Below are 21,494 nucleotides of genomic sequence, written 5' to 3' on the forward strand. Positions count from 1 at the left end.
CTGCCTATCTTTTTTTAGCACACATTGGCTCAATCCTTACAAAGGTATGGGTTTCAGGCTGGTTGTTACCCCCCCAGATACCAGTGAGATATACCGTTGTTTAGTGCGGTAACTTGCTCAAAGCGTGCCAAGTTCTCGGCCCGACAATTCCATCGGCTGGTAAACCCTTAATCGTTTGGAACTGGATCGCCGCTACTTTGGTCATAACCCCGAAGTATCCGTCAACAAAACCGAAATAGTATCCATTCAATTTCAAGACATTCTGAACAATTTTGACAGCATTACCTGAACTACCAATCATTAGAGTCGGCATATTCACAGGTGCACCCGAGTATAGTGCTTGCCAGGTTAGAGGACTGACAATCCCATCTTCAGGTAAAAAGACGCGGTGTTGATAGTCTTTTACGGCGTCTTCAACATAGGTGTCGAAAATACCATCGATCGAAAAACCGTAATAATATCCCCAATGATATAAAAGCTGTTGCAGTTCCTTGACCGCTTGACCAGTAGAACCCCGTTTTAAAGTGGGTTTCATGAGTCCAGACGCTTCAGCAACTGCAAGAGTGGATTGAGAAGTTGTATCGGCGACGAGAGCCATAGCTTGATTATTGAGAGTTTTTTCTTCTGTAAACATGATGGGAATCCTCTGTGCATTCAAGTGTTTTCATTTGATATTTCAGGTATAACTGCTGTCTTCGATGGCTTCACAGTCGCTTTTTATAGTGAAACTTGTGTGAGTTCACACATTGGAGTGTCACTCATTTGAGTTATATGTTTCCGCTTACAGTCGATCGACAGTGCGGCGCGAGAACAGATTCAAAAGTTAATTGAGGGCAAAGTATATTTGGAGTTATTTGTCAAAGTGCAGCCGAAATGGTGGCAGTCTCGCACTCGTTTAGCGGAATTGGGCGATCGGGTAGAAGAGTGAAACTTTGGCAGTTGGCCGTTGGGGTTCTTCCGTTCTATGAATCAAGAATCGAGCAGGACTTTCGCTCTGAGAGAGTTTCATCGGGTGCGGAGAGTCGATACAAACCCCCGCTTAACAAACAACAAGAACGCCTTTCCAACAACAGTACACTAAACTGAGAGCAGCCCCATTCGCCCCAGTTGACCTATGCCGCGTTGGTTCAATACTGCCGGCCCTTGCCGAGATGACATCCACTATCAGCTTCCTGCCACCCGTCGCCTCCCAAATTTAGAGCGACTGATTGCTCAGCAAAGCTATTTCGTCATCCATGCACCCCGGCAAGTGGGGAAAACCACCGCTATGCTGGCGTTAGCCAAACAACTCACCGACAGCGGACAATACACCGCCGTGATGCTGTCAGTTGAAGTGGGCGCACCCTTCAGTCAAGACATCGGCGGTGCAGAGGATGCCATTCTCGGTGCTTGGCGACGGGCGATTTCGATTCGACTTCCCCCAGAATTGCAGCCGCCTGCTTGGCCTTCGTCGGAACCGGGACAGCAAATCGGCGATGTACTCAGCCTGTGGACACAATCTTCTCCTCGTCCTTTAGTGGTTTTCATCGATGAAATTGACGCACTACAAGACCAAGCTTTGATTTCTATTCTGCGCCAATTACGCGATGGTTATCCCAATCGCCCGAAAGCGTTTCCGCAATCGGTGGGTTTAATTGGTTTGCGGGATGTTCGCGATTACAAAGTGGCTGCGGGGGGAAGCGATCGACTCCATACATCCAGTCCGTTTAATATTAAAGTGCGATCGATTACTCTGAGAGATTTTAATGCCTCAGAAGTCGCGGAACTCTACGCGCAACATACCGAAGATACCGGACAAGTTTTTACACCTGAAGCGGTAGCCTTAGCTTTTGAACTGACTCAGGGACAACCTTGGTTAGTGAATGCTTTAGCTAAGGAAATTGTAGAAGAATTAGTAACAGATGAATCTATAGAAATTACACCACAACATATTTTAGAATCCAAAGAAATTCTCATAAAACGACAAGATACGCATTTAGATAGTTTGGCAGAACGACTGCGAGAAAACCGAGTCAAAGCCATTATCGAGCCGATGCTAGCCGGACGAGAATTGCCAGAATCTTCTAATGACGATCGCCAATACCTCGTAGATTTGGGCTTGCTCAAACGAGATCCAGCCGGGGGTTTAGTCATCGCCAATCCGATTTATCGAGAAGTGTTGCCGCGAGTTTTGGCGCAAGGGCCGCAAGATAGTTTACCGATTATCCGTCCGAGTTGGTTGAACGATCGCGGCGAACTACTACCAGATGCACTCCTGGAAGCATTTCTCGCGTTTTGGCTACAGCATGGCGAACCGTTACTCAAAAGTGCGTCTTATCCCGAAATAGCCCCTCATTTAGTGTTGATGGCGTTTCTGCATCGGGTGATTAATGGTGGGGGAACATTGGAGCGGGAATATGCGATCGGGCGCGACAGAATGGATTTATGTTTGCGTTATGGTGACGTAACATTGGGAATTGAACTGAAGGTTTGGCGAACTCGGAAAGTCGATCCGTTGAGTAAAGGCTTGGAACAGTTAGATGGATATTTGGCTCGATTGGGAGAAGATGAAGGGTGGTTGGTGATATTCGATCGACGCGAGAATGCGATCGAATTAGAAGAACGACTGAATACTGAAATTCATCTGACACCAATGGGGCGAACCGTTACAGTTATTCGTGCGTGAAGAAGTTCTGATGAATGTCTCTATTTTTCCGATCGCCGAAAGTGTGCGATCGACTCTAATCTAAAATATAATTAAGAAGCGGTTGACACACACGATCGAGCTGCGGTATTACTCGATTATATCCAGTATTGTACCGTAACTGCAATACAATTATTCGATCGCGCACCCATGCAACAAGCTAGTATATCCAATCTTTTCGCCAAACATCAAACGAGGAGATTCTCAAAAATTCCAACTATGAACTACCGAAACCACATCACGATCGAAGCAAATAAACGCGGTGGTAAGCCTTGTGTACGCGGCTTGCGAATTACGGTTTATGAAGTGCTTGAGTACCTGGCTTCCGAGATGACCGAAGCAGAAATTCTCGACGATTTTCCCGATTTGACGCGAGAAGATTTAAAAGCCTGTATTGCTTATGCTGCTGACCGCGAGCGTCGGTTTATGACTGCGACCTTATCCGCATGAAATTACTTTTTGATGAAAACTTGTCGCCCAAGTTGCCGAATCGTTTGAGCGATATTTTCCCAAATTCGCTTCACGTTCGAGATGTGGGAATGAAAGCAACGATCGACCCAATAGTTTGGGATAAAGATAGCTTTTTTAATTAGGACGGCTTAAGTGATTGAGTCGAATCGTGTGGCGAATTCGATCGAGGAAAGGAGATTCTGATGGGGAGTAAGAAGGAGTTGACATACATCGTCAATCTGCGGTATTATACGGCTATACTCAGTATTGTACCGCAACTGCGATATAATTATAAGTTATGCTGCTCAATCACTGAGCTATGCCGTACCAAAATTACTGCTGCCCGGAAAATCATAATGAGCCAATTTCTACGCATTTGGGAAGACTAAAAGCATCTGCTCTATTGTCAGAGTAGTCGGGGTTTAGTCTTGCACTTCAAGAGTTTTGTATATGAGCATACAATTTGTCCAAAGCCTAAAGGGACGGATAGAGTCTGAGATTGAGATATTAGAGAGAAATATAAAAGGTCAGAAGAGTGTTAATTTTCTTATTAAAACTCGCTGCTCGATAAACTCGCTTAAAAGCATTTCGGTGCGTCTAGCAAGAATGAAAGCACTGCTCGAAATACAAGATTATAATTTGGTTTTTATTGGGAAAATAGGCGTTGGTAAAACTACAGCTATATGTCATCTATTTAATCTGTTTCACAAAGAAGAAAAAACTTTTGGTAAAACCGGAAAGACTGTCAATAAGATTAGTGAACTGCTATCTACGGGATCAGGGAGGACAACTATTTGTGAAGTTGTCATACAGCCCTCAATGTCCAAGAGAAGCTTCCTTGAGATAGAGCCATACAGTGATGATGAAGTTAAACAATTTATCCGAGAAGTCTGTATCTACTTCTGGAATAAGGAACGTGATCAAAATTCAGAAGTAACTGGCCTACCACCTGCTGAACTGCTAAGAGCCATTAGAAATATCACTGATCTTCGAGACTCTCAGATTGAAGGAAAGCGTGTAGATAAAGCATCTGAACTTGCCCAGTCATCTAAAAATCTTGATGGCTTTTTAAAGTCCGTTCTTGAAAGAGCAAATTTATCACGCAGAAATCAAACCCGTTTAGAATCTCTCCATGATTTTGAAAGTGTAGAAGATGAGAGAAAGTGGTTGCGTCATAACTTTAGCAATTTGAATCTTGGAAAAATGGATAAATTCTCTTTGCCCAAGAGAATTTATGTGGGTGTTAGTAATAAACTAATTGAATTTAATAAATATCCTCGCTTCAGATCAATCATTGACACAAGAGGTATGGATGATGCCAGAGATAGAAAAGATCTGTCTGATTACATCCGTAACCAAGACAATTCAATCTGTCTGTTTGCGGAACAATTTCTAGCTGCTCCAAGTAATGTTAGCGAGCTTCTGAAGAGATACCTAACGCGAGAATCGAGAGATATTGATACAAAAGTAGCATTACTGGTTCTGCCTCGAAAGGGCGAACCTGAAGATGTCGTCAACTTAGATGGAAAAGTAGAGGATAGAGACGAGGGAATTGAGGTTAGAAAAAATCAGATCGATGATGCTTTTGCAAGAGAGAACATCAATTTCTTGCGAGAGAATATTTTCTTCTATGATGCTCTTCAGTTCTACGACGAGGAACATATCCTGAAACCTCAGTATGAAAAGGATGATGTTTCTGATGCAAGAATTGAACTGTTAGATGCTATCAATGATTTAATTTCTAGAAGAGAGAGAGCCTTACTTCAAGAAGCAAAAAATTATGAACACTTTTTTCAAGCCATCAAAAGTGGAGGAGGATTAAACCCCCAAGAGGAAAAATTAATAAACGATCTAAAAAAAACTATTGAGTCTCATGAAAAGACAGAGTTTTTGAGTAATTTTGAGAATAGATATAAGAATCATCTTAAAAGCTATCATGTGATGGTTTTTCGTGCAATAAATAATAGGTTTGGCACCTATGATCTGCGAGATATAGATATTTATTTCGATGGTTCTACTGTTGCAGAAGTATTACTTAGGGACAGGCTTCGTGAGTCAAAGGCAGAGATTATAGGTGCTGTTGAGTTGGTTGAGGAACATGCCTCAGAACAATCAGGGCTTAAACCCGTCATGAAAATTTTAAGCGAACAAATAGATGAATATTTTGAGAAATTTATTATTGAGATCGGGCAAGAAATTTGCTGCTGTATCAAAGATAGTCTTGCTCCCCAAACTTACTCTAATGAATTTTGGGATTATGCTCAAAATAGGTGGGGTCAAGGGGGTGGCTACAGAGATGATGTACTTGACCAATATGGTAGCCAAATTAATAGTTTAGATGATTGGCTGGTTGAGAGAGTACAAGAAGTTTGGAAGCAGAACTTTATGGATAGGATTCTAGAGTTCTTTGGTGAAAGTTGAAGTTGGCACAGCATAACAATCCCGCTGCACCGGAACGAAGTCGAGTTATCGGTGAGATGCAAAGTTCATCTGCGTCCGGTGAGCGGGAACGTTAGCCCGCTAAATCTTGGTTAGGGTATAGTTGATAATCATGAGTTAGTTGTAATCAAATACATTGTAAAGATTTAATGAATTTACCTAAAAACATTGTATTTATTGTGGAAAAAATATAAACTCCTAAAGGGTGCTGTTCAATTTGTTGTATTCCCGGCTTATTGATAAAAGTCGGGCTGCCGTTGGATTGAAGTTGTAAAAAATTCAAAGTGTAGGAGCATACCCATGAACAGGAGATTACTGATTTTCTCGATCGCAGCGGTGGTTTAGGGAATGGGGCATAGGTAATGGGTGGGATGTTAAACCAAAATGTCCCTGTGTACTAACGCTATCTCGCAAACGCTGCCTGACTTTGGAGATGATTCGGAAGCTCGATCGCGAGTTTGACCGACAGAAAATTGGTAGAATCAATAGATACGCTGCGATCGCGCACCATGCAACAAGCTAGTAGATCCAAAAAAAAGATGTTTGTGTAAATCGTTAAAATAGTACCAAAAACCACCAAAGAGAAACCCATGTTAACCCTAGAAATGGCAATCCAAAAAATCCAACATTTTTCCCCCGAACAACGCAATAAAGTTATTGAATTTATCGAATTTCTAGAATTTCAAGCCAGCCCAACTAAAACGAGAGAACCAAAAAAAGATGATTCCAATCAAGAACAATCCTTTTTTGAGCTAGCCGGAATCTGGGAAGAAAAAAATATCACTCTAGACGACATTCGCAAAGATGCCTGGGGCAAAGAAAACCAATGATTTTGTGTGACACCAATATTCTCATCGAATTCTATAAAAACAATACCGCCATCATTCAAGAACTACGACAAATCTGCAGCCAGAACTTAACCATTAGCATTATCACCAGAGCAGAACTGTACTAGGGCGCACTCAACAAAAACGAAATAAACCGCATTCAAAAACACCTCGACTTACTTCAAAATATTCCCATCGCTCGACCCATCTCAGAGCAATTCATTCAACTCATGGCGCAATATTCCCTAAGCCATAAACTCACAATTCCCGATGCCATGATTGCCGCCACTGCCCTAACCCATAACATTAGCCTTTATACCCTAAACCTCAAAGATTTTCGCTTTATCCAAGGCTTAAAAATATATGAATCTTCCCTGTCCCCATGACCCAAACCGAAGCAGTGGGGTAACAGATTCAGCGCACCGAACAATTCAAAAAAGGCTGGCTGCAAAAAATGTTTGTGTAAATTAAGGAATAGGGAAGAGAAATAAACTGCATTTCGAGAGAAATCGGAGGCAATGAGGTGGTTAGCCGAGTTCGGTAGGAGAGAGGACTTAAGCAAGTCCCGATTGATGAAGTCAATCGATTTTAGATTTTAGATTTTAGATTTTAGATTTTAGCATTGACCCCACGGATAAATTCGGGGGGCAAGTTTCATCGGATACAGGTTTTTTATTTCTGGACGGATGAATCCGGGGGCTTGTATTCTGGATGCTTTCGGTCAAAAACGACCTGTCAGGTTATTTGCAAGTTGCCGAGAAGGAAAGGGCATCAGCGTTGAGGCAATGAAGGCGAAATATAACAACCCCAATGCAGCGGACGGACGAGAGTCGCTGTGCTGAGTCCTGAGATAGCTACCGCCACTGATTGGGAGCGTTATCTCGTAAACGTTCCCTGACTTTGGAGATGATTCGGAAGCTCGATCGAGAGTTAAGCTAAATAAAACTCCGAGTTCTGCATCGATGCTTATTAGAAGCGAATAATTTCGATCGTGCCTCGCGATCGCACAAAACAAACATCAAATTCTCGAAAGAAGTTGGTTTGCCCGAGAATTAATGGAACCTGAGAGGCTTGTGCCCAAGCAAATGCTAGGCGAACGGGTTCCAGATTCCCAATTTGAACATCTACAAATACACCCCGCGCCTCAACCGTTGCCAGATTTCCAGCCAATGGCAAGCGGACAGTTTGTTCCTCCCAAATTGCACCCAATTGCAGACCAATGTCATAAGGTAATAGATTGACCGCAGACCCAGTATCTAGCAGTGCATTCGCCGAGACAGAAAAGCCTGCATGAATCAGAGTGATGGGAATCGTGGGTAATGCTTCATTGTCAGAAAAGGGAAACTCGATCGAACTAGGCATGAGTAGATGCCTCTCGATCGTCTCGAATCATCTGCATCATAATGTTTGCCGCTTCCGTTGCATCGTAGAGCGATCGAACCGGATACTCTGATGCAGAAAAGATGACTTGTAGTTCAGCGTCTGGGATTTGCACTGCTAGGAGTTTGAAGAGTGATAATTTGTCTGACTGGCTCAGATTGTTCACCAAAGGTATTAACTCAGCGAGAGACATGGTTTAAACTCCCAGAAGTACGAGAATACATCTATCATAAACGCTGCCTGAGTTTGGAGATGATTCGGAATCTCGATCGAGAATTAAGGATTCCGTAGGAGATTCCGATCAAACTTTATCCTGCCCAAAAACAAAGAAAAAGCCGCCCTAAAAGGCGACGTACTGAGCGTAGCCGAAGTGACGGGACTTTAGCCCTCCGCTTATTACCAACAACTATCAAGGCAACTCAACCGAACTCGGTTTAGCAATGTGAGGCAAACCCCAGCCCAATTTTTCCCGCAAAATGTGGAAAAACTCAAAAGATTGCACGCGAATAAACCGGGCTTGGTACGGAGCTCGCTCGACTTGCACCCAATCTTCAGGCAGAACATAACATCCGCCGTTCCCGTCTACCACCATTACCAGGCGGGTGGGACTCGCCGGCAAAATCTTGACAGGCTCGGTGTTGGAAAACACCAAAGCCCGCGAAGCCATTGAATGCGGGCAAATAGGCAGCAACTGCAACACCGGCACTCCCGGAATGATCACAGGCCCACCGGCAGAAAGGGCGTAAGCTGTCGATCCTGTGGGAGTCGCGATGATGACTCCATCTGCGGCAATGTCAATAGAGGCGTGCTGACCGATCGCCACTTCAAAATGACACATACAAGTCAGCGGTTCCCGGTGCAGCACCATTTCATTGAGACAAAGAGCTTCCCAGAGGCAGTCGTTTTCTCGAAACAGCCGCACCGCCAGCATCGATCTTTCTTCTATTTCGTATTCTCCGGCAATTACCTTTTCCAAAGCTTGCGGCAGCAAGTTCAGGTAAGTTTCTGTTAAAAAGCCCATGTGACCGGTATTGACAGTCAGCAGCGGCACTCCAATCGGAGCAACTTGGCGAAATGCCGACAGCACCGTACCGTCGCCGCCCAAAACCACTGCAAACTCCATGTCGCTGTCAAAACCGGGGGGGACGAGTTGTTCGATCTGAGTGTGGCACAGGGGGCGATCGGGGCTAGAATAGCCCAGAATTCCTCCGGAACCAGAAACCGAGCAAACCTCCCAGCCGCGGGCAGTCAGCTTATCTTCCAACTCTGCGGCGATGCGACAAGCCACAGGTTTAACGTCGTTGTATATAATCCCAGCTTTCGGCACTTTAAAATGTAAAGGGCATTTTTTGTTTACTCCGTTTTTTAGTTTTAAGCTGCTCGTACTCTATTTCCTTGAGCTTCTTCATAATCAGATTAAAGTATTCTTCGAGATAAGATTCCAAAGTAGTAGTTTCTTTGGGGTCGATTCCGAAGACACTGTAAACATCATCCATCGGAGCTTTCAAGGGTTTTCCGGCTGCCAAAACTTCTGAAAAAGCCAATCTGTCAGCTACGTTCCAACTCCACTGAAAGAACTTAGCAAATTGACGAGTAGCCTTCAACAAGGCGTCTGGGGTGCGCGTAATTTTAGCTTGCTTCCCTGACAGCCGTTCGCACAACCGCACGATTTCGTCAGCATCCCAAGCGCGATTTCCCACCACCGGAAAGCTTTTTTTCTCGGTTTCAGGAACGGAAAGGGCGCGGACGGCAAATTTAGCAACGTCCTGAGTGTTCATGTAGGCAAGGGCGGATGGCTTGTTGGGCAGCCAGACTGCCTGATTGTCCAAAATCGGCATTGCATACAGGCTCAGCAGTCCTTGCAAAAAGCCGCAAGGTCTCAAGATTGTGTAGTCTAAACCGGATTCTGCTAAAAACAGTTCGGTACAACGCTTGATTTCCAACAAGGGGACTTGGGGATATTTCTCAGCGTCGAGAAAGGAAAAGAATATGTAACGCTTGATGCCTGCTGCTGCTGCTGCTTGGATCAGCGATACTTTTCCGTCCCAGTCTACTCTTTTGATGCTGACAGAATCGGCTGCACTGGCTGTTGCTGCATCGATAATAGCACTGACGCCTTCTAGGGCCGGAGGCAGACTGTCTGGCTGGCAAAGGTTCCCCGGTACGAGTTCAGCGCCCCATTCTTTCAAAAATGCAGCTTTTCTGTAACTTCTGACTAAACAGCGCACCTGGTAGCCCTCGTCTAGGGCGCGGCGGGCTATCTGGCGGCCGAGAGTGCCGGTGGCACCTAAAATCAATAAAGTCATCTAGGGATTAATTATGAATCTTAAACTTTCAATAAGATGGTATCAGGTTTTTGTTAAGTTTTTTATAAAAACTTAACAAAAACCTGAATTTTTCTCATTTTAGGCTTGAGATATTCGGCAGAAGGCTGGCTTTAGGCAGCAAGTAGACTCTAGAAGGCAGAAGGTAGAAGGCTTCTGAAGGATTGGTTGAAAAAAACTTATTCTTCGCCGCCTTGCAATTTGAGCAGGAGGAAGCCTCCAGCTATACCCACGAAAATTAGGGAAAAGGACAAAAAGGCTGCATTGAAAATTTCAGGATTCATGGTTTTGATATGTCCAATTGGGCGATCGCATTAAATAAAGATAATATAATTTGGGGCAACCAGGTACATGAATGCTAAAATTTCAGTGCCGAAATTGCTGTATTTTGTTGGAGAAAACTGCCTTGAGTCTCGATCGGGAATCACAACTAGCTGTAACTCTTGGAGATCCGGCGGGAATTGGGCCGGAAGTGATTCTCAAGGCATTGGCCGATACCGCTGCTGGTTTGAGGGCAACGGTTATAGGTTCTAGGAGAGTTTTGCAGGAAACCTACGATAAGTTGCGATCGAGCAATCCAGTAGCAGAAGCGGCAAATCCCGAAACATTAAACATTATTGATATCGAACCAGACAGCAAGTGGGGCCAAATTGTCCCCGGTGTCGGAAATGCAGCTAGCGGGGCTGCTAGCTTTGCTTACATGGAAAGCGCGATCGCCCGTACCCTCGCCGGGGAATTCTCCGCCATCGTGACAGGCCCGATTTCCAAAACTTGCTGGCAGGCGGCCGGTTACAATTATCCCGGACAAACAGAACTCCTCGCAGAAAGGGCAAAATCGCAGCGGTTCGGAATGCTGTTTGCCGCCACATCTCCCCACAGTGGCTGGACGCTCGTAACTTTACTCGCTACCACACATATTGCCCTGCGTCAAGTCCCCGATGCTTTGAGTCCAGAATTACTGAGCGAAAAACTAGAATTGCTGGTAGAGTGTTTGCGAGAAGATTTTGGGCTGGAAAGACCGAAAATTGCGATTTCTGGCTTAAATCCTCACAGCGGCGAAAATGGCAAACTGGGAAATGAAGAGCAAGACTGGATGATACCTTGGTTGGAAACGCAGCGCGCTCGCTTTCCTCAAGTGCAGTTAGACGGGCCAGTCCCCCCTGATACCCTGTGGGTAAAACCGGCTAAAGTTTGGTACGGTTTAGCCAAGGAAGCTCACGACGGTTACTTGGCAATGTACCACGACCAGGGGTTGATTCCAGTAAAATTGATGGCTTTCGATAAAGCAGTCAACACTACAATTGGCTTGCCTTTTGTCCGCACCTCTCCGGATCACGGCACAGCTTTTGATATTGTAGGTCAAGGGATTGCGGATGCCTCCAGCATGAAGGCAGCATTGCATTTGGCGGCCCAGTTGGCTAGTCGCAGAAGAGCAGTTAAAATAAGGCGATAGCTTTAGTACGCCTGACGCTTGGAAAAATTGTGTCATTCCTATTGATTTTCGCTGGGGTGAGGCGACAAGCAAGCTAGTAATTTACTTCGGTCGATTAAAATTACGTTTGGGTAGGGCAGTATGGCAGCATCAAATGACAATTCAGGGAAAATATATCAGTCAGAAAAAGAGGTTTCTGATGCAACTATAGCAAGTTCTAAAGCTGGAGAGCAACTTCAGGAATTGCTAACCATACTGACTGAATTCCAGTTATTAAAGAAATCAAAAAAAGAACCAAGCGAGCTGAAGTTACCGCTTGCGGAAAAGTCTGTGCAGCGATTAGAGGATGAGGAAAATCGGCGCAAACAATTGTCTTTCCTGATCGAAGCACCGAGTCTTGTACCGGAAGTATTAACTAACGATGAAGAGATCCCCTCTCAAAGACGAGAAAAAAGTAATGAAGAACACGATTTATCTATAACCGCGAAGGTAGCAAAAAATTATCGACCCTCTGAGGAAGAGTTAGAACAAGCAGTAGAGGAGTTTAAGCGGTTGCAACAACTGCTGTTTGAAAGGGATTTACCGGAATTTTACAGTAATGTTTTGAGCGTGGAACAAAGGTTAGAAAATTTTGAGAAGTTGATGTCTGAACCCCAAGAGTTGATGACTTTACTGAAGCCGTTAATTCCTGAGTTGATGAGAGATGAATTAGAGGGGTTGAAGTCGGAATTAAAAAAGGCGAGCGAACTCGCTAGCAGCGATCAAATTAATCAGCTCGAATTGCAGACCAAAATAGCTGATTTGGAAAATAAAATTGCTAACTTCAACCAGCAGCAACTGCCGAATTCAGAACAGTTAATGCAACGGGTGATGTTGGTGGTGGGCGAGCTGCTGAAGCGTAAGGTAGAGGAGTCTAAGTTAGAGGTAGCTTCGGCGATCGCACCGACAGTCAATCAAGTAATTCACAATCAAAACGGACTTGAAGAACAGATAGTAAGAATTGAAGATAGAGTTGCGAATATTCAGCAGCGTTACCAGCAGCAACCGGAAGATTTAATCAAGCAGCTAGTACCAGTAGTTACCGAATTGCTGAACCGCAAAATTAGTGAATTAAAATCAGAGATTGTAGAAGCTATCACCCCCTCAGTACAGGTAAGAATAGCTTGGGTAGAAATAGAAGAAAAAGTATTGAGCATCATCGAACGGCGACTGGCTACACAACACTCGCCACTTCAGAAGCCAGAAGAGATAATGGCGATGCTAATGCCGGCCATAACTGATTTGCTTAATCAGAAAATCGATGAATCAAAATTACAAGTAGCAGCGACGATCGAACCTTTGATACAATCAGCAATTCTTCAAAGAGAAGTTCAAGGAAAATTGAGCGATGTAGAAAGTAGACTAAATAATCTTCAGCGACAGCAAAAATCTCAGCCGGAAGATATAATGGCAAGGTTAATGCCGTTAATGATTGAGTCGCTGAACCGGAAAATCGAGGAGACAAAGTTAGAGGTGAGAGAGGCGATCGCGCCCGGTGTCAACACGGCTATTCAAAACAGCGGTATTGCAGCACAAATATTAAATAATGAAACTAAGATTGTCGAAGTTCAGCAGCAAGTTTTAGCCGAGATAGAAGGGTTGATGGCAAGAATAATGCCAGTGATTGTAGAAATGCTGTCTCGAAACATCGGGGAAGCAAAGCTAGAGATAGAATCTGCGATCGCCCCCGCTGTCGATGCCATCATTCAGAATAAAAGGATCGATCAAAGACTCGCGAAGATCGAACAAAAGATTGTGGCGATCGAACACCGGATTTATGAATCGACAGACTTGTTTACAGATTTACTGAAACCTTTGATTGACGAGCTGATGGTTAGCCATCACGCCCAACTGCAAAAGTCGGTCATAGAATCTATTTTACCATTGTTAGATGAAGTGGTAAGTTATAATTACAGACTCAACGATAAAGTAGGCGAACTCGATCGCAAAATTACTGATGCGGAATGGGGTGGCGATCGGGAAGAATTACTTGCCAGAATTAAAGTCATCTTTCCCGAAATGATGATCCAAACAATTAATGAGTCTAGAAAATCATTTGTCGAAACCATAGCTCCGATAATTGATGAAATAATTAATACGAAAAGCCGAGAAAATAGACAATCGATGGGAGTAGCCATATCGCCTGCTCTTCCTGTGGGAATCAGCCACAGAATCAGTGAATCGCCCGATGAAATTGCAATGGCGATCGCGCCGGAAATGGCCACCGCTATCAAACAGCAAATTCATCTCAAGAGAGAAGCAATGTCGGATGCACTTTATCCGATCATCGGCAGCACGATTTTAAAATACATCGCCGAGATGATGCGGGAGATTAATGAAAAACTCGAAGCATCTTTAAGTCCAGAGAGAATTAGTCGCAAAATTAAAGCAAAATTACAGGGCATTTCTGAAGCAGAATTGCTGATAAAAGAAACAACAGCACTGAGTGTTAAAGCTGTTTTTTTAATTCAAACAGAATCGGGCTTAGTAATTTCAGCAGTGCAGAAGTCTGAACGCGAACAGCTAGAATCAGACATGGTAGCGGGGATGCTGACTGCTATTCGGGCTTTTGTCAACGATTGCATATCTCAGTCTGGAAATATTGCAGAAATTGATGCAATAGAATACGGCACATCTACGATCGTGCTGGAAGTTGCGGGTTCGTGTTATCTAGCAGTAGTGATGCAAGGAGAAACCCGCCAGTGGTTTAAGTACAAAATGCGAGCGATATTCAACAATATTGTTCAAGAATACGGAGATCAAATTCGGTCATTTAACGGCGATCCAGCAACTGTACCACCAGAAGTAAACTCGAAATTGCAAAAATTAATCGATACAGATGTAAAAATTAAATCTTCTAAGCTTCCCATTTTACCAATTATCGGTTTGGCAGCGTTAGGTTTAATTGGGGTACCTTGGGGAATTCATCAATACCGCAGTGCAGTTGAAGCGAACTTAGAAGCAGATACGAATTTAGCATTACAATCTGCTCCAGAGTTATCGGTTTATCGTATCGCGGCAGATGTTAAAGATAAATTATTGCAGATTTCGGGCCGAGTGCCAAATCAAAATCTGCGATTGAAAGCGGAAAAAATCGCTCAGCAAGTGGCTCCACAATCAAGAATTGAAAATAAAATTATAGCCGTTGAAGTACCTCCCGATCCAGTTTTAGTCGAAGCCGATGTCAAGCGGACGGCAGCTCTTTTGAATAAAGTAGAAAGCATTAATATCTCAGCTCGCTATGCAGAGGGAAAAGTCGCCGTTGCAGGCAGCGTAAGCAAAGTGCCAGATGCTCAGAAAATAACTCAAGCTTTTGAGAAAATTCCGGGGGTAAAGTCCGTAACAAATACAGTGATAATAGGAACTCCACCGCCGCCAAAGATAATAATGCCAGTTCGCGTGTATTTCGGTGCAGGTTCGGCAAGTTTGGAGGCGAAAGATGTCGCACAAAAACTTAGTAAAGTCAAGGAATATATGGAGAAAAACCGCACGAAGAATTTAAGGATAGTTGGCTACAGCGATTTTAAAAGCACTCCGGCAGAAAATCAAAAGTTGGCACTGGAAAGGGCGACAAATGTGAAAAATATTTTGGTTAGACAAGGGATAAATGGCAATAGAATACAAATTGCTTCTACTAAGGGTCGCCCGGAAGGTGTGGAGGCCAATCAACCGCTGTGGTTGAGCAGATTGGTAGTATTTGAGGTGATCAATTAAAATTGGGAATAGGGAATCGGGCATGGGGAATCGGGCATCGGGCATTGTTAATTGGGAATTTTCCCTAATGACTAATGACTTCTTTCTCTTAATTTATAGTAACTGGCAAGAAGGTTAGAACATTTTTTATCGCTGAAAATATTGCTCTGACTGCATTTCCCTTCTTCCTTCTTCCTTCTTCCATCGGACTGACATCCGTTACATCCGTTACAGAATCCGTTGCCGAACTTCCTTCTTCCTTCTATCCTTTACATCCGTTACATCCGTTACAGAATCCGTTGCCGAACTTCCTTCTTCCTCTTAAATTAATCGAACTCGCCCAGAGGTAAAGGCTTGTATTCGATCGCCCGCCAAGCATACTAACAAGCGGCCGCTTCCATCAATGCCGACGGCTTCTCCACAGATGGTTTCCGAGGAAAGTTCGATCGCCACCGGGCAGCCAATCAACGCATCGCGGCGGCGCAATTCCGGCAAAAGTAGCGCTAAACCGGACTTGGAGGCTGGCTTGTCTGTGGTAGAAAACATATCGGCTAGTTCGAGTAAATAGTGCCGCAGTCGATCGACCAAACACAGTTCATCTGGTACTTTACTAGCAATAGAATGCAAGCTTACCGCATTGCCGAGATCCCTTTCATCCAATCCCGCAGCCGCGAAATCTACGCAGCGGTTGAGTCCAATTCCCACAACCGCGCGAGTTTTGCACAAAGCATTGCCAGAAGTAGCTTCGCAGAGAATTCCGGCTAATTTGTGGCGATCGATCCAGACATCGTTTGGCCATTTCAGGCGCAGCATATCGCGACAGTCGGGAACCAAATCTTCGATCGCGTAAATCACGGCTAAACCCGCTGCTAAACTGAGCCCTGGCAACAGATTGGGGTTGAGGTTGTCGAGTACAAAACTAACAGTTAAGACACCAGTTGGGGCGTGCCAAGTGCGCCCGTGTTGGCCGCGCCCGCTGGTTTGTCGCTTGGTAAATACTGCATCTCCGTGGTGGAGTTGGGCCGCGCGGGCGATCGCCCAACTGTTGGTACTCGGACAGGTATCCAACGAGTGTAGCCAGTGATGGAGGTTTGGGCGATCGGCTTCTGGCGATGCGGGTACGGGAGTTAAGGGCAATTCAGACAAGGTTTGATTTGTAGTATTGGATATCTAAAAGCTGATTATCGCAGGGCGATTAATCTTTTGTGCGAGTTTGGGCTATCGGCATTTTCGTCAGTGTTAATTCTTGCGGTTGCGATCGAAGTTTTCTATAAATATGTCTCACCGGGGATTGACAGCGATCGAATGCGGGCGCTCGGATGCGCGCCTAGACAGACAAAACCCGCAAAGCAAGGCTTAAGAGTTTCTTGAGTCAACCCAGGTAAAGTTTGTTTGTAAAGCGGCGATTGAAAATCGCCCGGTATCTTTAGATTTATTTGTAAAGCGGGGAGTTCAATCACCCCCTATATTTATTTTATTTGAAGCTCGATCGCTCTTTTAAAGCCTTGCCGCCAGTAAATCCTTAATAATTGGGATTTTGGCCGCAATTTCGGCTTGAGATACCTCGGTTTGCTGCCAACTCGATCGCCCTGCAAGTCGATCGGCCCACTGCTGCAACTTCGGATACTCATCAAAAGATATGCCAAACATCCCCAGCGAAGGCACCGCAGTGCCCGCCACCACTTCGGCGAAAGTAAACTGTTCCCCAGCAAAATAAGTGCGATCGTCCGCCAGCAAGCCCTCAAAAAACCTCAGCAGCGTTACTATCTGCTGTTTTGACTGTTCCAACTTCTCTGCTGTGTCTCCCGCTACACCCAGCATTTGACGTGTTAATGGAAACATTGCCGGCAACAGTTCATTTAACGTCAGCATTTCCACCATCCGTACAATTCCCAACGCTTTCGCCTCTGTCGGTAGCAGTGCAGGCGTGGGGTATTTCGCCTCCAGATAATCGAGAATTGCCAGCGACTCCACCAAAGTCAAATCTCCATCCACTAACACCGGTATGCGGTGGAACGGGTTAATTGCCTGAAAATCCGGCTTAAATTGGTCGCCGTCGAGGTTAAGTGCTAGAGGCTCAAACGCAATCTGTTTTTCCAGAAGTGCCACCCACACACGGCGAGAATTCATAGAAATTGGAGTGTAGTACAGTTTCAGCATCAGATTTACCTTACGCAACACCGTCAGTTTAGCAGCAAAATACCTTGGTATATAAGGGTTTTGGGGAACGCATAGGGTTAGTGGGAGCGATCGACACCCCTTTAAAAAACCCAATTTAAAAAAAAGTTGTATTACCCCCTTGACAGTCTTGTATTATAAATGTAGTATAAGCGTATGGCGAAGGGGAAAGAGCTTCAAAGCCTTGTCCCACCAGCAATATGAACCTTGAAAACAGAATAGGAAGTTAATCGTGTCACATAATTGTGGACATCGGCGGTGTAGACTCCGGCAACAATAGCCCGATCGGGTTGTAGTACGCGGAATCAACCGCCACCCCGTCCCAACTTGACTAATTCAAGGACAGAATATTGTTGATTTTCGCGGGGGTATAGCTCAACCGGTCAGAGCAGTCGCCTGTCGAGCGAAAGGTTGCGAGTTCAAGTCTCGTTACTCCCGTCAGTCGATTTTAGATTTTAGATTTTAGATTTTAGATTTACTCCACAGGAGAAGAATCTAGGAACTGGAACTTTGGTCTAAAATCCACACCTCCTGTCGGAAAGCAAGTATCCGTTTTTCGGCGGGGGTCAAAGTCCCGTAGGCAAAAGTCAAGCCGTCTCCCCCTCAAGGAGAAGATTGCGAGTGCAAACCTCGTCGGGACTCCCAGGTTAGGTGGCCGAGTGGTTGAAGGCGTCGGTCTGCAAAACCGATTTTCGCGGGTTCAAATCCCGCCCTAACCTCTGTTCCCAATCAGAAATTAAAAAATAGAAATTAAAAGATTAAACTAACAGTCTTTTAATTAATTTATTTAACTTTGAAAAGGAACGAAGCGAAAGTGACATTGCAGCGTAGCTTAATGGTAAAGCGCCAAGTTCATACCTTGGTCAATGCAGGTTCAAATCCCGCCGCTGCGACCACAAGCAGGGATGGTGTAACTGGCAACACTCTGGTCTCCAAAACCAGCATTCTGAGTTCAAATCTCAGTTCCTGTGCCAATTTATAGTGCTGTAGGCAAATGGTTTAAGCCGCTTGGTTTTCACCCAAGTGATTGCGGGTTCAACTCCCGTCAGCACTTCTCCTGGGTCGTTGGCAGAATGGTTTTGCAGCCGCCTTTTAAGCGGAAGGATCGAGGTTCAATTCCTCGACGACCTACCAAAATTTATATCTTGGGTCGGCCCTCCTATTGGCGTGGGTAGCTGTCTGTAAAACAGTAGCTTAAAGCGTTGCTGGTTCAATTCCAGCCCGACCCATTTGTAACTGCGTTTAATATGCAGTTGCAATCTTGAGAACGTGGTGTAACTGGATAACATCTCAGTCTACGAAACTGAAGATTTGGGGGTTCAAATCCCTCCGTTCTCGCTATGGAGAGGTGGCCGAGTGGCTTAAGGCGCTTTCCTGCTAAGAAAGAGCGGTTTAACAGCCGTCGAGGGTTCAAATCCCTCCTTCTCCGTTTTCCCCCGATAGCTCAGTTGGTAGAGTGCTTGTGTGAAGAACAAGAGGTCGTCAGTTCGATACTGACTTGGGGGATTGCGTTGCCTTATAGCTCAATGGTAGAGCAAGCGGTTGTTAACCGCTAGGTTGTAGGTTCGAGTCCTACTGGGGCAGCCATTTTTTCAATTGCCGAGTGGACGAAAGGCAAGTCGCATCGCTCTGAACGATGAGGTTGCAGGTTCAACCCCTGCCTCGGCATCCAATAATTGGGAAGTCGCCTAATTGGTAGGGCACCGCTCTTTGAAAGCGGCAAAATGCAGGTTCGAGCCCTGCCTTCCCAGTTCTGCTATTACCAAAGCAGATCAATTACACTCCTGTAGCCCAATTGGCAGAGGCCGCAATTTCAAAAATTGTGTTGTGTGAGTTCAAATCTCACCAGGAGTACCAAATTTTTAACTAAGTTTCTACTTGCTCCTGTGGCGGAATTGGCAGACGCGGCAGACTTAAAATCTGTTTTATTTTGATTGTGAGTTCGAGTCTCACTAGGAGCATGAACGGGATGTAATTCAGCGGCCAGAAGCCATGCTTTGGGAGCATGGAGTCGTTGGTTCAAATCCAACCATCCCGACTTTACCCCTGTGATGTAATTGGAAAACATCACTCGCTCAGAACGAGTGTTTTTTGCAGGTTCGAGGCCTGTCAGGGGTATGAGGTTTTATTCAATCTAAAATCTCAAATCTCAAACCTCAAATCGGTTTTGCCCCTGTAGCCCAATTGGTAGAGGCGCTAGATTTAGGATCTAGTTAGTGCTGGTTCGATGCCAGTCAGGGGTATTTGGTGACATCGCGGGTGAAGTAGCCTGGGTAGGCTTGGAGGTCTCATAAGCCTCTTAATAGCAGGTTCAACTCCTGCCCCCGCCACCAAAAATACAGGTGTGATGTAATTGGCAACATGAGGTTCTTGTAAAGCTTTCTTGCGAGTTCAAATCTCGCCATCTGCTTGGCGTGCTGGTGTAGCTCAATTAGGCAGAGCAACTGATTTGTAATCAGTCGGTTGTAGGTTCAATTCCTATCACCAGCCCCACAATTGCGGATATGGTGTAACGGTAGCATTCGAGTCTTCCAAACTCTAGGCACGAGTTCGAGCCTCGTTATCCGCTTAGGGAAACAAGAAGTTTGTTAAATCTCACATCTTGCACCCTTCTCCAGAACAGGCAAGATGCCTGTTCCACAAAGAGTAGATTTTCTTGTGGAACGGGCATCTTGGCAGTTCATAAAAGGCTTATTAACAATGGTGCAACATCTCAGTTAAATCCAAAATTTCAAATCTCAAATCGGTTTGCGGGTGTGATGTAAAGGCTAGCATCTGAGTATGCCATTCTCAGCGCATGGGTTCGAGTCCCATCATCCGCTTTTGTAGTCCTGTAGCTCAACGGTAGAGCGTTTGCCTTACAAGCAAGATGTTGCAGGTTCAAATCCTGCCAGGACTACCAATTTATGGGAGTGTAGCTCAATGGATAGAGCGCCGCGCTTCGGACGCGGATGTTGTGGGTTCGAGTCCTACCACTCTCGTTGTTTTTGCTTTAATTTAAGGAGGTTGATTCCATTGAATGGATAATTTTTTATATTAAGAGCGATCGCCCTTTGCGTGCCCCAATCTTTAGAGCCTACATACTTTAGTACGAGAGGAAAGGTAACGCTGTCAAAATCAGCGGGCGTTTGAGAACGAGGAGTGCCATGAACCCGGCAGGTTGGCTTAAAGGTAGCCATCCTTTAAAGAGTGTGTAGTAACTCATCGGCGGAGTCCCTCTAGTAACTGAGAAAACGCAATGCTCTGATAACTTGCACGTCAAAGTGCGTGAAGCGCCGCTATCCCGTAGGGAATCGCGCATTAACAAAAAACATGGGAGCGTAACTCAACTGGATAGAGTATCGAGCTTCTACCTCGAAAGTTGTGGGTTCAAGTCCTACCGCTCCTGCTGTCTGGGTTCGTAGCTTAATTGGTAAAGCATCTAACTGGCTGTTAGAAAGATATCGGTTCAAATCCGATCGCAATCCACCACACAAATTTGAGATTTGAGATTTGAGATTTGAGATTTACTCCACAGGTGAATCTTTTACGCGGGGTCATAGCTCAATTGGTAGAGCGCTTGCTTTGCACGCAAGAGGCCAGGAGTTCGATTCTCCTTGACTCCACTTCCGGTGTCTGAAGTCGAAGCGGTCGAGACGCTAGCCCGTGAAGCTAGTTATTAGCGGGTTCAAGCCCCGTCAGACACCCCTTGGAAGATGCCGCTAAATGGTTGGCAACCAGTCTTGAAAACTGGGGTACAGGTAACTGTAAGGGTTCGATTCCTTCATCTTCCTTTTAACCACCGGAAGTCGAAAAGCGAGACACCGTGCTGATAACGCGGGGATAGGAGGGGCAGTACCTCCTCGGTGGATTGCTTATGATTTTATATATAAATAAGGGAGAATCATGGTCAATTTTTTACGAGATTTGCTATCATAGACTGAGAAAAATTGCGGGGAGGTCGCCTAACTGGAATGGCACCGTAAAAACTTTGGAAAAGCGGCTCCCAAAAGGACGATCGGGTTTGTTGAGTAGGGTAAAAAGTTGCTTCGCGACGTTCCCTGAAAACG

The 21,494-nt window shown here is 45.0% G+C and carries 16 protein-coding genes, 29 tRNA genes and 1 pseudogene; 38 read left to right on the plus strand and 8 right to left on the minus strand.

Annotated elements, in window-relative coordinates; all coding sequences use genetic code 11:
* Nucleotides 1-100: 100 nt before the first annotated feature.
* Nucleotides 101-634 carry a peptidoglycan-binding protein gene (locus tag QUA77_RS10085; RefSeq protein ID WP_333040912.1) on the minus strand — a complete coding sequence of 178 codons (534 nt, stop codon included), beginning with the start codon at nucleotides 632-634 and terminating at the stop codon, nucleotides 101-103.
* 147 nt (nucleotides 635-781) lie between these two features.
* Here QUA77_RS10085 and QUA77_RS10090 point away from each other — a divergent pair.
* The 7 genes and pseudogenes from QUA77_RS10090 to QUA77_RS29290 all read left to right on the plus strand — a co-directional run.
* Nucleotides 782-928 (plus strand): annotated as a pseudogene (locus QUA77_RS10090) (GTPase Era); the annotation flags it as partial.
* A gap of 186 nt (nucleotides 929-1,114) precedes the next feature.
* Nucleotides 1,115-2,665, plus strand: a complete 1,551-nt coding sequence (locus QUA77_RS10095) for an ATP-binding protein (RefSeq protein ID WP_333450033.1) — start codon at nucleotides 1,115-1,117, stop codon at nucleotides 2,663-2,665.
* Between the two features lie 237 nt (nucleotides 2,666-2,902).
* Complete coding sequence (locus QUA77_RS10100) at nucleotides 2,903-3,133, plus strand: DUF433 domain-containing protein (protein WP_006634608.1); 231 nt, start codon at nucleotides 2,903-2,905, stop codon at nucleotides 3,131-3,133.
* The gene (locus QUA77_RS10105) at nucleotides 3,130-3,276 is read left to right on the plus strand and encodes a DUF5615 family PIN-like protein (RefSeq protein ID WP_333450034.1); all 147 of its coding nucleotides are present in this window, start codon (nucleotides 3,130-3,132) and stop codon (nucleotides 3,274-3,276) included. Before QUA77_RS10100 ends, QUA77_RS10105 begins: the two co-directional genes overlap by 4 nt.
* 307 nt (nucleotides 3,277-3,583) lie before the next feature.
* Complete coding sequence (locus tag QUA77_RS10110) at nucleotides 3,584-5,554, plus strand: hypothetical protein (protein WP_333450035.1); 1,971 nt, start codon at nucleotides 3,584-3,586, stop codon at nucleotides 5,552-5,554.
* Nucleotides 5,555-6,162: 608 nt separating this feature from the next.
* Nucleotides 6,163-6,402, plus strand: coding sequence for a DUF2281 domain-containing protein (locus QUA77_RS10115; protein ID WP_333450036.1), 240 nt, complete (start codon nucleotides 6,163-6,165; stop codon nucleotides 6,400-6,402).
* A 146-nt stretch (nucleotides 6,403-6,548) separates the two neighbouring features.
* Nucleotides 6,549-6,785, plus strand: coding sequence for a PIN domain-containing protein (locus tag QUA77_RS29290; RefSeq protein WP_445302069.1), 237 nt, complete (start codon nucleotides 6,549-6,551; stop codon nucleotides 6,783-6,785).
* Nucleotides 6,786-7,368: 583 nt separating this feature from the next.
* On the opposite strand, the gene QUA77_RS10120 is transcribed toward QUA77_RS29290, so the two are convergent.
* The 5 genes from QUA77_RS10120 to petM form a co-directional block, all read right to left on the minus strand.
* Nucleotides 7,369-7,761, minus strand: a complete 393-nt coding sequence (locus QUA77_RS10120; protein WP_333338408.1) for an aspartyl protease family protein — start codon at nucleotides 7,759-7,761, stop codon at nucleotides 7,369-7,371.
* Complete coding sequence (locus QUA77_RS10125) at nucleotides 7,754-7,972, minus strand: hypothetical protein (RefSeq protein WP_333053554.1); 219 nt, start codon at nucleotides 7,970-7,972, stop codon at nucleotides 7,754-7,756. Before QUA77_RS10125 ends, QUA77_RS10120 begins: the two co-directional genes overlap by 8 nt.
* Nucleotides 7,973-8,188: 216 nt before the next feature.
* Complete coding sequence (locus tag QUA77_RS10130; RefSeq protein WP_333040918.1) at nucleotides 8,189-9,106, minus strand: NAD(+) kinase; 918 nt, start codon at nucleotides 9,104-9,106, stop codon at nucleotides 8,189-8,191.
* Between the two features lies 1 nt (nucleotide 9,107).
* Nucleotides 9,108-10,085 (minus strand): NmrA family NAD(P)-binding protein, encoded by a 978-nt coding sequence (locus QUA77_RS10135; protein WP_190657002.1) that lies wholly within the window; start codon nucleotides 10,083-10,085, stop codon nucleotides 9,108-9,110.
* A 197-nt stretch (nucleotides 10,086-10,282) separates the two neighbouring features.
* On the minus strand, nucleotides 10,283-10,387 hold the full coding sequence (gene petM / locus QUA77_RS10140) for a cytochrome b6-f complex subunit PetM (protein WP_333040919.1): 105 nt from the start codon (nucleotides 10,385-10,387) through the stop codon (nucleotides 10,283-10,285).
* Nucleotides 10,388-10,458: 71 nt separating this feature from the next.
* Between petM and pdxA the strand changes: the two genes are divergently transcribed.
* The gene (pdxA, locus tag QUA77_RS10145; protein ID WP_333450037.1) at nucleotides 10,459-11,556 is read left to right on the plus strand and encodes a 4-hydroxythreonine-4-phosphate dehydrogenase PdxA; all 1,098 of its coding nucleotides are present in this window, start codon (nucleotides 10,459-10,461) and stop codon (nucleotides 11,554-11,556) included.
* Between the two features lie 120 nt (nucleotides 11,557-11,676).
* A complete protein-coding gene (locus QUA77_RS10150) occupies nucleotides 11,677-15,288 on the plus strand; it encodes an OmpA family protein (protein ID WP_333450038.1) in 3,612 nt (1,203 codons plus the stop codon).
* Between the two features lie 300 nt (nucleotides 15,289-15,588).
* Here QUA77_RS10150 and QUA77_RS10155 read toward each other — a convergent pair whose 3' ends face one another.
* Nucleotides 15,589-16,413, minus strand: coding sequence for a biotin--[acetyl-CoA-carboxylase] ligase (locus QUA77_RS10155; protein ID WP_333450039.1), 825 nt, complete (start codon nucleotides 16,411-16,413; stop codon nucleotides 15,589-15,591).
* 351 nt (nucleotides 16,414-16,764) lie between these two features.
* A complete protein-coding gene (locus QUA77_RS10160; protein ID WP_333450040.1) occupies nucleotides 16,765-17,427 on the minus strand; it encodes a glutathione S-transferase family protein in 663 nt (220 codons plus the stop codon).
* 382 nt (nucleotides 17,428-17,809) lie between these two features.
* Between QUA77_RS10160 and QUA77_RS10165 the strand changes: the two genes are divergently transcribed.
* The 29 genes from QUA77_RS10165 (at nucleotide 17,810) to QUA77_RS10305 (ending at nucleotide 21,218) form a co-directional block, all read left to right on the plus strand.
* Nucleotides 17,810-17,883 (plus strand) — tRNA-Asp (locus QUA77_RS10165).
* A gap of 132 nt (nucleotides 17,884-18,015) precedes the next feature.
* Nucleotides 18,016-18,090 (plus strand) — tRNA-Glu (locus QUA77_RS10170).
* Nucleotides 18,091-18,164, plus strand: a tRNA-Cys gene (locus tag QUA77_RS10175).
* A 102-nt stretch (nucleotides 18,165-18,266) separates the two neighbouring features.
* Nucleotides 18,267-18,341 (plus strand) — tRNA-Met (locus QUA77_RS10180).
* Between the two features lie 3 nt (nucleotides 18,342-18,344).
* A tRNA-Trp gene (locus QUA77_RS10185) sits at nucleotides 18,345-18,419 on the plus strand.
* Nucleotides 18,420-18,425: 6 nt separating this feature from the next.
* Nucleotides 18,426-18,499: transfer RNA gene (locus tag QUA77_RS10190), tRNA-Glu, on the plus strand.
* Between the two features lie 5 nt (nucleotides 18,500-18,504).
* Nucleotides 18,505-18,579: transfer RNA gene (locus QUA77_RS10195), tRNA-Lys, on the plus strand.
* Between the two features lie 13 nt (nucleotides 18,580-18,592).
* Nucleotides 18,593-18,674: transfer RNA gene (locus QUA77_RS10200), tRNA-Tyr, on the plus strand.
* 34 nt (nucleotides 18,675-18,708) lie between these two features.
* Nucleotides 18,709-18,783, plus strand: a tRNA-Arg gene (locus QUA77_RS10205).
* Between the two features lie 4 nt (nucleotides 18,784-18,787).
* Nucleotides 18,788-18,874: transfer RNA gene (locus tag QUA77_RS10210), tRNA-Ser, on the plus strand.
* A gap of 4 nt (nucleotides 18,875-18,878) precedes the next feature.
* Nucleotides 18,879-18,951, plus strand: a tRNA-Phe gene (locus tag QUA77_RS10215).
* Nucleotides 18,952-18,957: 6 nt separating this feature from the next.
* Nucleotides 18,958-19,032 (plus strand) — tRNA-Asn (locus tag QUA77_RS10220).
* Nucleotides 19,033-19,042: 10 nt separating this feature from the next.
* A tRNA-Gln gene (locus QUA77_RS10225) sits at nucleotides 19,043-19,117 on the plus strand.
* 5 nt (nucleotides 19,118-19,122) lie between these two features.
* Nucleotides 19,123-19,196, plus strand: a tRNA-Gln gene (locus QUA77_RS10230).
* Nucleotides 19,197-19,225: 29 nt separating this feature from the next.
* Nucleotides 19,226-19,302: transfer RNA gene (locus QUA77_RS10235), tRNA-Leu, on the plus strand.
* Between the two features lie 23 nt (nucleotides 19,303-19,325).
* Nucleotides 19,326-19,406: transfer RNA gene (locus tag QUA77_RS10240), tRNA-Leu, on the plus strand.
* Between the two features lie 4 nt (nucleotides 19,407-19,410).
* Nucleotides 19,411-19,483 (plus strand) — tRNA-Pro (locus tag QUA77_RS10245).
* 131 nt (nucleotides 19,484-19,614) lie between these two features.
* A tRNA-Leu gene (locus QUA77_RS10250) sits at nucleotides 19,615-19,688 on the plus strand.
* A gap of 96 nt (nucleotides 19,689-19,784) precedes the next feature.
* Nucleotides 19,785-19,855, plus strand: a tRNA-Thr gene (locus tag QUA77_RS10255).
* A gap of 6 nt (nucleotides 19,856-19,861) precedes the next feature.
* Nucleotides 19,862-19,938: transfer RNA gene (locus tag QUA77_RS10260), tRNA-Thr, on the plus strand.
* Nucleotides 19,939-19,943: 5 nt separating this feature from the next.
* Nucleotides 19,944-20,014, plus strand: a tRNA-Gly gene (locus tag QUA77_RS10265).
* A gap of 181 nt (nucleotides 20,015-20,195) precedes the next feature.
* A tRNA-Gly gene (locus QUA77_RS10270) sits at nucleotides 20,196-20,267 on the plus strand.
* A gap of 5 nt (nucleotides 20,268-20,272) precedes the next feature.
* Nucleotides 20,273-20,347: transfer RNA gene (locus QUA77_RS10275), tRNA-Val, on the plus strand.
* Between the two features lie 6 nt (nucleotides 20,348-20,353).
* Nucleotides 20,354-20,426: transfer RNA gene (locus QUA77_RS10280), tRNA-Arg, on the plus strand.
* A gap of 333 nt (nucleotides 20,427-20,759) precedes the next feature.
* Nucleotides 20,760-20,833, plus strand: a tRNA-Arg gene (locus QUA77_RS10285).
* A 6-nt stretch (nucleotides 20,834-20,839) separates the two neighbouring features.
* Nucleotides 20,840-20,916 (plus strand) — tRNA-Ala (locus QUA77_RS10290).
* A 61-nt stretch (nucleotides 20,917-20,977) separates the two neighbouring features.
* Nucleotides 20,978-21,050: transfer RNA gene (locus QUA77_RS10295), tRNA-Ala, on the plus strand.
* Nucleotides 21,051-21,056: 6 nt separating this feature from the next.
* Nucleotides 21,057-21,131 (plus strand) — tRNA-His (locus QUA77_RS10300).
* 4 nt (nucleotides 21,132-21,135) lie between these two features.
* Nucleotides 21,136-21,218 (plus strand) — tRNA-Ser (locus QUA77_RS10305).
* Nucleotides 21,219-21,494 lie beyond the last annotated feature (276 nt).

Origin of the sequence: Microcoleus sp. K5-D4, from assembly GCF_036704575.1 — a bacterium.
Taxonomy (GTDB): Bacteria; Cyanobacteriota; Cyanobacteriia; order Cyanobacteriales; family Microcoleaceae; genus Microcoleus.